General features: G+C 69.4%; 8 protein-coding genes. 6 read left to right on the top strand and 2 right to left on the bottom strand.

Annotation, left to right across the window (positions count from 1 at the left end):
- Positions 1–16 precede the first annotated feature (16 nt).
- On the bottom strand, positions 17–196 hold the full coding sequence (locus ACLJPL_RS29760; protein ID WP_411084047.1) for an FxLD family lanthipeptide: 180 nt from the start codon (positions 194–196) through the stop codon (positions 17–19).
- A gap of 511 nt (positions 197–707) precedes the next feature.
- The gene (locus ACLJPL_RS29755) at positions 708–1,154 is read right to left on the bottom strand and encodes an ATP-binding protein (RefSeq protein ID WP_411084046.1); all 447 of its coding nucleotides are present in this window, start codon (positions 1,152–1,154) and stop codon (positions 708–710) included.
- Between the two features lie 226 nt (positions 1,155–1,380).
- On the opposite strand from ACLJPL_RS29755, the gene ACLJPL_RS29750 reads away from it, so the two are divergent.
- The 6 genes from ACLJPL_RS29750 (at position 1,381) to ACLJPL_RS29725 (ending at position 11,616) form a co-directional block, all read left to right on the top strand.
- Complete coding sequence (locus ACLJPL_RS29750) at positions 1,381–2,664, top strand: XRE family transcriptional regulator (protein WP_411084045.1); 1,284 nt, start codon at positions 1,381–1,383, stop codon at positions 2,662–2,664.
- Complete coding sequence (locus ACLJPL_RS29745) at positions 2,661–3,200, top strand: GNAT family N-acetyltransferase (RefSeq protein WP_411084044.1); 540 nt, start codon at positions 2,661–2,663, stop codon at positions 3,198–3,200. The genes ACLJPL_RS29750 and ACLJPL_RS29745 overlap by 4 nt, the downstream gene beginning before the upstream one ends.
- Before the next feature lie 109 nt (positions 3,201–3,309).
- Positions 3,310–5,088 carry a hypothetical protein gene (locus ACLJPL_RS29740; RefSeq protein ID WP_411084043.1) on the top strand — a complete coding sequence of 593 codons (1,779 nt, stop codon included), beginning with the start codon at positions 3,310–3,312 and terminating at the stop codon, positions 5,086–5,088.
- Between the two features lie 371 nt (positions 5,089–5,459).
- Entirely contained in the window at positions 5,460–10,625 is a 5,166-nt protein-coding gene (locus ACLJPL_RS29735; RefSeq protein ID WP_411084042.1) for a caspase family protein, read from the top strand.
- Positions 10,622–10,957, top strand: coding sequence for a hypothetical protein (locus tag ACLJPL_RS29730; RefSeq protein ID WP_411084041.1), 336 nt, complete (start codon positions 10,622–10,624; stop codon positions 10,955–10,957). Before ACLJPL_RS29735 ends, ACLJPL_RS29730 begins: the two co-directional genes overlap by 4 nt.
- On the top strand, positions 10,957–11,616 hold the full coding sequence (locus ACLJPL_RS29725; RefSeq protein ID WP_411084040.1) for a hypothetical protein: 660 nt from the start codon (positions 10,957–10,959) through the stop codon (positions 11,614–11,616). The genes ACLJPL_RS29730 and ACLJPL_RS29725 overlap by 1 nt, the downstream gene beginning before the upstream one ends.
- Positions 11,617–11,657 lie beyond the last annotated feature (41 nt).

Genomic DNA, 11,657 nt, shown 5'->3' with positions numbered 1-11,657 from the left:
GGTTTCAATTCAGGCGTCAGGCGACGTTGGTGGTGCAGGCGCCGCAGGTGGAACCGCAGTTGTCGTCGGTCAGGTTGACCAGACCTGTCGGGTCGGCGATCTCCACGAGCGAGACATCCAGGTCGAAGCCGTCTGATGCACCCGGAATCTGCGGTCGTACTTCGGTACGGCTGGGCACCACGGTGCTGCGCGTCATGCTGCACTCCTCTTCATCGTTGGTTGTTGCTGAGCTGGGCTGGAATGCCCACCAGGAGCCGCCAGAAGAGCGATACCGGACGGCTGGCCCTCGGACCAGCTCCTGGCCGCCCGGCACGAGGGGGCGCGGCCCGCACAGAAAGCGCTGGCCGGACCGCCCGCTCACGCCGGGAAGTCGTATACGAGGGGCTGATCGAGCCGAGGCCGATCAATGCCCCATGAGGTAGGTGAGGGCCTGTGCCTTGAGACGATCAAGGCACAGCTCACATGCGTAGAAGGGGGCGTGCTGCCCGTCCCACTGAACCGGGCCGAGCCAGGTCACCCGCACTCCGGTCCGTTCGCAGCCGAGCCAGCAGTCACCGGTGATCCACGATGAATTCATCGAGGAACGGGCCTTCCCCCGGCTGGCCGTGACGGCCGATCCGGCAGCCTGGTATCTGGCGGTGTCGGCCCAGACCTGAAACGGCGGGCGGGCAGGGCCCAGAAGAAGCGAGGGCATCGCATCCAGGCCCTCACTCGTCGCCCTCGGTATGGAGTTCGGCCCAGACCTCTTTGCCACGCAGACGTCCGCCTGCACTCTGAAGGTCACAGCCCCAGCGGTCGGCTACAGCTTCGACGAGGAACAGCCCGCGACCCGATTCGTCCTCGTCGCCCGCCTGGCTCAGCTCCGGCAGACGCGACGGTTCCTCGTCCACGATCCCGACGCGTACCCGTGTCGCAGTTGGCCGCCCGACAACGAGACGGACTTCGGGGCAGGGGGTATGCCTGGCGGCATTCGCGATCAACTCAGTGACGATCAGCTCGGCGCGGTCAGCGAGGACATCCAGGTGCCACATCCCGAGAACCCCCCGGACGAGCCTGCGTCCGGTCTCGGCCGTGGACGGCACGCACGGGAAGACCTCGCTGTACGTGGGGTGGCTGGCGAGGACCGTCTCGACTGCTTTCTTCAGAATCGGCATGGGATGGAGCCTTCGTGTCGTCTCGGCGCTCGCTCCACCCCTTGCGGCTTCCCAGGGGCGGACCGAGCCGTCAACAGCCGCTCGCGGGGAGTGGCCGACACCCACATAACTCCGTTGCCTGGAGGTCTGGTTAGGGCTTTCAGGTGCTCGTCCGACGGGCTTACCTAGGACGTTTTGACCTGCTCTTTACCTGGTGGGCAGGGAGCGCGCGGGCTACCGTGCCCGCATGGACGCGATCCGCAACACCGTCCTTGAGGCGTGGATGACCGAGCACGGATACAGCTCGAACAGCCTGGCCGACGCCGTGAACAGGGCTGTTGAACAGCTGACGGGACACGTAGGCGGGCTCGACGGGTCATCGGTCAGGGCGTGGAAAGCGGGCCGAGTCACCTGGCCAAAGTCAGCAACTCGTACCGCACTTGAGGTCGTCTCCGGATTACCCGCCGTCGCCTTAGGGTTCGTGCCACGGGGCCGGCCTTCGCCCACCCCAGCGCCATCGCAGCAGGAGGAGCCCGACATGAAGCGCCGTACCCTCGTCGGCGGCATCGCTGCTGCGGCTGCCGCAGCAGCAACCCCAGGGACCGCGTCACCGCGCCGAATCGGCATGAGCGACGTCAACCGGCTGAACAAGCGCTTCGCCGAGATCATCGCCAGCGATCACCGCCACGGCGGGCAACCTGGCATCGAGGAGCGGGCCGCCGCGCTCGCCGACGAGGCGCTCAACCTCCAGAACGCAGGCAGTGCCACGCAGCGGGTTCGCAGCAGTCTCTACGCCTCCGGAGCCGCATTCCGCTCGTCTGCGATGTGGGCCGCCATCGACGGCCGGCGCTACGACGTCGCGAAGGCGCACATGCGCGAGGCCCAGGCCCTCGCGGAGATGTCGGGGGACCAGGCGATCAAGTTCCGCATCTGGAGTCACGCGGGCACGATGTACCGCCACATGGGCCGCCCCGCTGATGCGTGTGCCGCCAACGACGTCGCCCGCAACCTGCACCTCACCCGCCGCGACCCGCTGTTCGCGTCCCTCGGCCTGGCCCGCCAAGGCGCCATCCACGGAACGGCCCAGAACCGGACCGATGCACGTCGCGCGTTCGAGCAGGCGCAGGAGGCCATGCTGCGTGCCGATCCCGCCGATCACCGGCCGGTCTGGTTGCTCGCCTTCTACGACCAGGCCGAACTGGACTCCTTGGCCCTCTCCGCGTACCTGGCGCTCGGCGACTACCCAACGGCCGAGTACCACGCTCACCGCTGCCTGTCCTCGCTCCGCCCCCACATGCTGAGGTCCCGGGCCATCACCACGACCCGTCTCGCACACGCCCTGCTCGCCCAGGGCGCCGCCGAGGCCGCAACAGCCACCGCGATGAAAGTCCCCATCGACGCCGCCACCCGCCACGCCCGCGTGTCGCGGATGCTTCAGGAGTTCGGGGCAGCCCTCCGCGCCACTGCCCCGCGCAGCACCACCGTCCAGGTTTGGACCGAGCACACCACCACATGGAGGACGGCCGCATGACCACGGCACCCGCCACCGAGCTGCGCACTTTCACTAACCTGGACACCGCTCGCGGCCACCTCCTCGACGTGTACGCCGAGGTACGCGCCCCGCTGCTCCACCTGCCGAACTACGCGGTGACCGCGTTCGGCGAACGCATCGACCGGCACTCCTCCGAACCAGGTTTTACAGCCGTCCTCGCGTACGCGGCCGGCCAACCGGTCGGCTACGCGTACAGCAACACCATCGAGCACGGGGACCGCTACTGGCAGCGCACCAGCCCGACGCCGGCGGAGAGGTACACCGCGCGACCGGCAGTGGCTCTCAAGGAGATCGGCGTCCGGTCGACCTGGAGGAAGACCGGCACGGCCCTACGTATCCATGACGCCCTCCTCGCTGCACGAGACGAGCCGTTCGTCACGCTCATGGTCAACCCGGCGGCTGGTGACGGAAAGGTCCACGCGCTCTACAAGTCGTGGGGGTACGAGGACATCGGGCAGAGCCAGCCATCGCCAGCCTCACCTGTGCTTACCGTCATGATCCACACCAACCGTTGACCACCACGGAGGTTGGGAATGGCGGAGTAAGCGGCGGCAGTGGCGGGCGGCATTGTCAGTGCACCGTGCGACCGTAATCGCACTTGGGTTATGGGACGGCCATGGCTCCATGCACGGCCGTCCCATCCGCTGGCAAAGCGCCGACCACAAAGGGGATGTCAAAGCAATGCGCCTCGGCACGCTGCTCATTCGCCGTCTCACGTCGTCGAATAATGAACGGAGGACGAGGACGGAGACACGGTTGGGGGTTCCCGGTCCACGCAGGACGATCGACGATTCTCCGTCCGGCGGGCCTCCGATCAGCGCAGCTGTCGACGAGTTGGAGGTCCCTCTACCGACCGCAGGGTTCGACGAGCGGGTAGATCTGGTCTTTCGGGCTCCGAAGCGTGGGCGTGATCAGTTGCTCGCCAAGGGGTTGTGCGAGCAACAAAGTTGGGCGATCCGGCCGGCCCATGAGCAGGAAGATCCCGGATGGCCGGAGGACCAAGTTGCATACGTCGTAGAAGTGCGACTCCCCGGCTCGCGCTGGGGCGCTGAAACCGCTGCCCGCCAGCGTCTGCTGGAGGTTGTGGGCAAGCACGTATCCGTAACCATCGTGGGAGGGTCTCTCGTCCGTGCCGAGGTGTCTGAGCCGATAGTGACTTGGCGCGTCTTTCGGGAGTCCAGCTGGCGAAACAGGCGGGGCCTCGGCTATTTGGCCTCGCTGCGTGCCCAGTCGGGGCTCGCCGACGAGCAGCGCACCATCGGTGTTGCTCCATCCGTCGAAGAACCGGAGGTCCGCGAGCTACTTGGGCGACAGCGGCTCGGGGGCTTCGAGTTTGATGAGTCGCGCCACGGCGTGCGCAAAAGCGTGGGGCCCAAGGCCAATGAGACGGATGTGGACGAGAATCCCTGGTGGCACGGCCGTCGAGGGAAAGCGCCCCACCTCGCCCTGGCATTCCTACTCATGTTCTACGGCTGGCTCGCGTACGACCGCTCTTTGGTCGGCCAGCTGGCTATGTTCGCGCCGCTCGCCATCGCCGCATGGTTCGTCGGCAACTGGTATACGAGTAATCAGCGTCGCCCTTGGCCCTTGCGCTGGGCGGCCGGGACCTTGATCCTCGCCAGCGGCGCAATGCCCGGATACATGTTGCACCAACAGAACCCCAATGGCGCCGCCGCGCAGATCAGAAGCGTTCTGCTCACGTTCGCCTGTCTGACTCTGCTGTGGTCTGTACCCCGAGGCTGCTGGTTCGCCGTTCGCCAGACCTGGATCAGCAGGCACACCGTCGGCCTGCTTACCGTGCTCGTCCTGCCCCTGCCGTGGGTCCTGCCGTTCGTCGGCTCATTTTTGCAGTTCCTGTACGTGGAGGACGCTTTCGGAATCCCCGCCGACTCGGTCTCCGCCCCCGTCTATTGGACCGGCGCAGCTGCGCTGCTCCCTACTCTCGGCTGCTTAGGGCTACTCCTGCCACCTCTGGCTCTCTACGGCTGGGCTCGCCATTTCCACTGGGCCTGGGAGAAGAGCATGGTGAGCGTCGTGTCCACTGTTGCCGCAGTCGTGCTCGTCGTCACTGGAGGAGTTGCGTTCATGAGCCGGACCTCCGATGCGGCCCACCGCGCGGCCCGTGACGTAGTGAACGCGACTGCACCGGATTCCTACTTCGGCATCCAGGGAGTGCGGATCTGCGTACAGCCACTGAAAAGCAAGCTTTCCGTGCACAACGGGCCGCTCCCGACCAATCATCCGCTGCTCGCTTTCAGCACAGATGGCGATGTCCTCTACCTGTGGGACCCGGCGCGCTTCCGGGAACATGGCGGACCCGATCCCGTAATGTCCGTGCGCTCGGCGGAATTCTCGACATACGCAGTGAGCGACGGTCAGAGTCGCTGCCCGGAGCAGCCATGAGGCGCGACAAGCAGAACATCAGCCACCCAAGGCGCTGAGCTCGGACCGACCCGTTCCAGGTGAAGAAGCTGCTGCTTGGTGTGGCTGTGGGCTGCTGCCTGGCGCCGTGAGCTCGTGGGCTGCTGCCTGAAGTGGCAGTGAGCTGACGCTTGGTGCGGCTGTGAGCCAGAGCCTGATGTGGTCGTGAGCTGACGCTTGGCGTGACTGCGAGCCAGAGCCTGATGTGGTCGTGACCCGGAGTCCCGTGCGGCTGGGGCGGGATTCCCCGGAGTGCCCCTGAGCCAGGCGCGTACAGCCGTACTGTTGCCCTGACGACAGCGCGGCGCCGAGGAGGGTGTTCTCTCGGCCAAGGGGGAGGAGACCGCTCCGTCATGGGCAAGGGCGTGTCACGGGCGCTGCTGATCGCGGCCCCCGAGCAAGAAATCGAGTTCGTCCGCCGGGACACGTCCCGCATCAGGGACGCCCTGCTCGGATCGGGCTACTCGGACGGCGACATCACCGTGCTGGACACCGAGGAGCAGACCACCGGGAACAAGATCGTCGCGGCCCTCAACACCTTTCTGGCCCAGTGCCAGGACGACGACTTCGCCCTCGTCTACTTCTCCGGTCACGGGGTGCGCAGGGGCGACGCGGACTTCCTCGTACCCAGTGACGCGGACCCCGCGGCGCTGCGCAGCCTCATCAAGGTGGCGCCCAACGAGCTGCTGGAGAAGCTGGGTTCGGCGGCCACCGTGATGCTCTGCCTCGACGCGTGCCGGGACGAGACGGACCCGGACATCGGGACCCCGCCCCCGCCGGAGGTGTCGCCCCAGCGCCGCAACGTCGTTCTGCTCCAGGCGTGCGTGGCGGGGGAACGGGCCATGGGCACGGAGGACGGCAGCTTCATGGGCCGGGCGCTGGCCGAGGCGCTGTCCCCGGACACCCCGTGGCGCACGGTCGCCGAGGTGATCACCCAGGTGAAGCACCGTACGGAGGAGATAGCCCGGGACAACGGGAGCCGGCACCCGGTGGAGGTCTCGTGGCTGGGCAGTCCCCTGGGCGATGCCCCGGCCGAGCCCTCCCGGCGGGAGATCTGCGCGTCCGGGCCGGGCGCCCGGGGATGGACCGCCGCCATGCACGATTCGCCCCTGTGGGGCAGGGTCGCCGGCGACGACATGGTGACCGGCCGGCTCAAGGACCGCATCAGTCTGCTGATCGACAGGGTCCTCCGCATCCGGCACGACGCGAACCGGGAGCGCAAGGCCGGCCCGGATCCCTGGGAGGACCCCCAGTTCCCCGAGCGCATCCTCACCCAGCTGCACCGGCTCGTCCCGGAGAGCCCCGAGGGACGGCTGAGCCCTCTCGAAGTGGTCGTCCTCGTGGCGACGCCCTTCGTCCGGGAGGCCGCCGTGGCATGCAGCCGCCGAGCCCTGGCGGAGCTCCACCCGGCGGCCGGACCCTCCGAGGACGAGAACGGGGACGCGCTGTCCGGCGACGACGACGTCTTCAGGCATTACCTCGGACAGGACATGGAGGACGTCCGCAGGGCCTACCGGCAGATCGACGCCAAGCGCCTCAGACTGCGCGGCGCCGGGGCGCACGCCGCGGCGGTCGCCGCCGAACAGTGGCTGCGCCACCGACTCCTGGCCGACTGGGACCAGCTCTGGTACCCGGGTCCCGAACCCGTGATCGGCGCTCTGGAGAGCATGACGGATGTCCTCGACATGCTGACGGACGCCGCCGAGTACGCCGCGTCCCTCGACATCTCGTCGAAGTCCACCCGCCGCAACCGGGTGCGTGACGCGCTCCTCCAGGTGGCCTCCCAGATGCGCACCCGCCCGTCCGTGAAGGCCCCGGACGGGAAGCCCTGGGAGGACCAGCTGGCGGAGCGCCTGGCACTGTCCGACACGACGTCCTGGCGTCCCGCCCACCTCGCCGGACTCCTGCACATGGCGGAGTTGCTCGCCATCGATCCCCGGATGCTGGACGGCATCGTCGTGGACCACCTCGGCGACGACGGTGCCATGGCCGATGTGGCGGCGCTCGCCGCCGGGATGGACGACGGCGGCTTCGCCCCTTCCCGTGCTCAGGGGTGGGGGCTGGTGCTCGAGTGCCCCGGCGCCGCCCTGCATGTGGCGCTGGACCGCCACGCGCACGCCGCGTCCGCCGCCGCGCAGGACCTCCGGGAAGCCCATCGCGGGGCGGCGCTGTTCGCCCGGCTCCCCCGGAGCATCGGCACGGCCGGCCTGGAACCGCGGGACGGCGGCTACAAGTCGCCACCGCCCCGCTTCCAGCTCGCGGAGGACGGCGTCAAGCCCCTCATCATGGGCACCCAGCTCTACGGCGACCACATGCTCGCCCTGCGGGAGCTCTACCAGAACGCGCTGGACGCCTGCCGCCGACGCCACGCCCGCCAGAACTACGCCGCCACCGTCCCGCAACAGGAGGGCGGCCTCCGCCCGGGCACCCCCGTCAAGGGGCTGGCCGACTACACCGTCACCTTCGTCCTCGACCGCGACGAGCAGGGGCGGATCTACCTGGAGTGCGAGGACAACGGCATCGGCATGACCGAGGAGGAGCTCGACAAACTCTTCTCCCGGGCCGGCCGGCGCTACGAACAGTCACCGCAGCACGTCCGCGAACTGCGCCGCTGGCGACGCAAGGGCGTGAAACCCGAACTCAACAGCCGTTTCGGCATCGGCGTGTTCAGCTACTTCATGCTCGCCGAGACGATCGAGGTCACCACCCGGCCCGCCGACGAGAGCGGAGTCGGCAGCGGCGGGGTCGGCCACCACGTCCATGTCACGTCGGACTCCGGCCTGATGCGCACGTCCGCCGACCGGTCCATGGAGGCCGGCACCCGGATCCGCCTCTATCTGCGCCCCGAATTCACCGAGACGCCCCCCTCCGTCATCAAGATCCTGCGGGAGCAGATCTGGCACACCCAGGTGCGGCTGCGCGTGGAGGACCGTCTCACCGAACCGTACGACCACGACGAATGGGAGCCGGGCGTCCTGAAGTCGATCACCACCGTGGTGTCCCAGGAGTCGCCCGAGGGCCCGTGGTGGGTCCGGGGCCAGGGCGCGCGTCTGGTGGACGGGATCTTCGTGGGGGGCGACGAACGGCCACACGGTTACGTCATCAACCTGCGCCGCCGTCACCGACCGGACCTCAGCGTCGACCGCAACCGGCTCCAGGACTTCGCGGCCGACCTGGTCCGCGAGGAACTGGCCGAGGCCGTGGAAGCGCTGAGGCTCTGGGACCCGATCTCGCTCGACTGGCTGTGGGCGCTCGTCAGGGACGACGCCCGCGTCGGTCAGGCCGTTCTCCAGCGCCTGCTGTGCAGCGACGTCCGGGTCACATTCGGCGAATGGCACAACAGGACCGTGATTTTCCCGGGGCACTCGGTGGCCCTGGCCTCGCTCGGCTGTCTCCCCGCCGACGATCGGCCGCCATCGATCTCGTCCACCGACACCGAGCAGATCGGCTCTCCCGCCTTCTTCTTCCGCTGGTGGCGGTCGCAGCTCGTGGACGATCTCGGCCAGGGACGCCGGCCGAGGGGTATCCGCGCCGTCGTCGTCCGCCCCACCGGGTTCCCGGAACCCACAGCCCTGGACGCGCTGCTCTTCCGTATCATGCCTGATGTCCACTGGAGCCCCATGGCAGCGGCGCTCAGGGCGGCTGTGGACGGCGGGCACGACCTGCGGACCGCGACACGAGCCCTCCGGCGCTACGCCGTCGCCGGGGTCCCGGTCCCCGAGGTGGCCGACATCCCGCGGCTGGCCGACCTCGACATCAGCCCGCTGCTGGCCGAACTGGACGAGGCGTACACCGCGCGAGACCGTTACACCGCGGCCATGCAGGGCTTGAGGCCACCGGCTCACGCCCTCCTTCCGCTCATCGCCGGCCGCCACGGCAAGACACTCCAGGAGATCGCCGAGCTCGTCGACCGGCTCCGGACCCTCCACCCCCACATCCCCGAGCCGCCGGATCTCGGTGAGCTCGCCCGGCACATCCCCGACCAGCAGGAACTTGCCGTCCTCGGCGCTGAGCAGCTCTCGGATCTCGATGCGCTTCCCGAAGTCGTGACGCCTCACATAGCCGCCTTCATGGCCGAGCGGCTCGGCATCGAGCCCGCCGCCGTCGTGGCCGTCGCCCGACGCTACGAGCGCTTCGGCTTCCGGGTGAGCGGCGACCTGGGCGACGTCCGGGTCCTGGACGGCGACGAAGCGATCCTGGGGCTCAGGTACGACGCGTCGATGGTGAAACTGATGACCCAGCCCTCCATCAGCCTGCTGGAACTGGTCCTGCTCTCGGTCGAGCGCGGTGACCCGACGGTGGAACACACGGCCCGTTCCGTCCGAGAGATCGCCGAGCGGCTGCGCCTGCCGATGGACGACCCCTCGGGTGGTGCCCTCTCATCGGTCAAAGCACCGTCGTGGTGGGCCGCCCTCGGGCAGGACGGCGAGCCGGTCGACGGCCCGCTGAGCACCTGGACCGTGCTGCGCGCCCTGTGGGACAGTCCGGAACCCGAGTCGGTGGAGGATGACATCGAAGCGGCCAAGGCCCTGGCCGCAGCGGGACTGGTGCAGGCCGAAGCCGTCGAAGCGGTGCGTATGTGGTGGCGGACCCCGGCCCGCGAACGCCCGGAAGTGCTGGTCCACAACCACAGGTCGCTGCGCTTCCGCAGCAGCGGCTGGGATTTCTCGGCCAAATACGACCCCATGTCCAACCGCGTCGGCACCCTCTTCCTCATGGTCCTGGCCGCCCAGCTGCGCACCACGGTCGGTGACGCTCTCAACAGGGTTCGCCGGGAGGCCGAGCCCTACGGCATCGACGTCGCCCTCGTGCCCGAGGAGACCCGGGATCTGAGGCCCCATCTCGGGGTGGTCGAAGCACTGTGCACGTCCTGGGCGCAGGAGTGGAAGACCGAGATCACCCGCCGGGAGATCATCACCTACGCCCGGGGGTGCGGAGTCGCCCTGGACGCGGCGATGTCCGAACTGCGCGCCTACGAGCCCCTCGGCGGCCCCGCGCTGCCGGTCGTCGCCGCACCGTCCGGCGACGCGACGCCCAGCCACGCGTTGGACGCGACGGTCCGGGCCACCCTGGTGGAGCTGCTCCAGTTCGAGCCCCTGGCCCGAGGGAGCGTCACCCCGCTGAAGCTCACCGTCACCGCCGTACGAATGAGCCTCGGCCTGGGCGAGACCTACCGGGCGCTGGCCTGCTACGCGGAACTGGGGCTGCTCATGGACTGTCCCGTGCCCCCGGACCCGGCCCCGGACGACGCCCACGCCCCCGACTGGCGGGACGTCGTCATCCTCACCGAGCACCTCACCGGGAGGGAACCGGCCCTGGCCGGGGAGGTGGCGGAGGAGCACATCCGGCTGGCGGCCGAGGAGACCGAGCTGGACACCCCCGAGGTCCGCCGGCGACTGGCCCATTACGCGCCCTTGTTCGGCCTTCGCGTCCCTGCCCCTCCCGGGGAGGCGGACCGTACCGCAGAGGCGGAGGCCGAGACCCAGGCCGAGACCCAGGCGGAGAAGGAGTCCACGTGACAGACCATCAGGACATCCCCTACCGGGAGCACCAGGTTGCACCTCCCGACGATCTGCGGCAGCACACGGACGCGACGGGCGTCCCGGAGTTCACCGGCACCTGCCCGGCCTGCCGCGGCGGGAACGTGTTCGCGCTCCCCCGCCTCTCCCCCGGCACCGTGCCCAAGAGGTGGCTGCGGCGGCGGAACGACGGCTCCGCCGCCCCGGGCCCCGAGCAGCACCGCATGGACTGCGAGTGCCCGGTGACCCACCCCAACGACCCCTTGGAGCACGGGGGTTGTGGCGCGTGGTGGACGGTCGTCGTACAGCCGGCCGCACCGCAGGGGTCCTGATGACCGCCGTCCCGCCCCGCATCTCCGCGCGGGCCCTCCGCCTCCAGGCCCGGCAGCGGCTGTACGACATGCTCCAGTCGCAGCTGGAGATCGCCCGCCACCAGGCCGAGGGCTGGCGGAACTTCCTGGCCACGGCGACCGCGCTCCTGGCGGCCGTCCTGGTGCTGAAGGGGCGCGAGAACGTCGCCGAGCTGGCCCCCGGCTACCGGTGGGGCGTCGTACTCGCCATGGCCCTCGGCCTGCTGGCCCTGCTGGCCTCGGCCTTCGCTGCCGCTTCGGCCGCGCACGGCCGGCCGAAGGACGCGCTGCGGTACGCCGACGAGACGCGGCTCCTGCGGTGGGAGGAGAAGGAGTGCGAACGCATCGGGGTCCTGGTCAACCGCGCCCGCTGGCTCGCGGTCGCCGGAGTGCTGGCCACGGCGGCGGGGGTGCTGGCGACCTGGGTGGCCCCCGCGAACGAGAAGGGGGCCGCGACCGTCACCGTGCACACCCGCCAGGGCACGGTGTGCGGCGAACTGGTCGCGCTGGACCCCTCCGGCGTCACGGTCCGGGTCAAGGTGAACGGCGACCCCGCCGCGGGCAAGGACCCCAAGGACTCCCTGCGCAAGCTCGCCTGGGGTTCCGAGGCCCTGAGCGCCGGCCCCGCCTCCGGCTGCTGAGGGGCTGCCACTGTCCGTACGGGCTGCCGCGCGGGCGCGCT

Source organism: Streptomyces sp. cmx-18-6 (assembly GCF_046548915.1).
Taxonomy (GTDB): Bacteria; Actinomycetota; Actinomycetes; order Streptomycetales; family Streptomycetaceae; genus Streptomyces.
The sequence above is the reverse complement of the archived record's forward strand: the minus strand, read 5'-3'. Positions and strand labels throughout refer to the sequence as shown.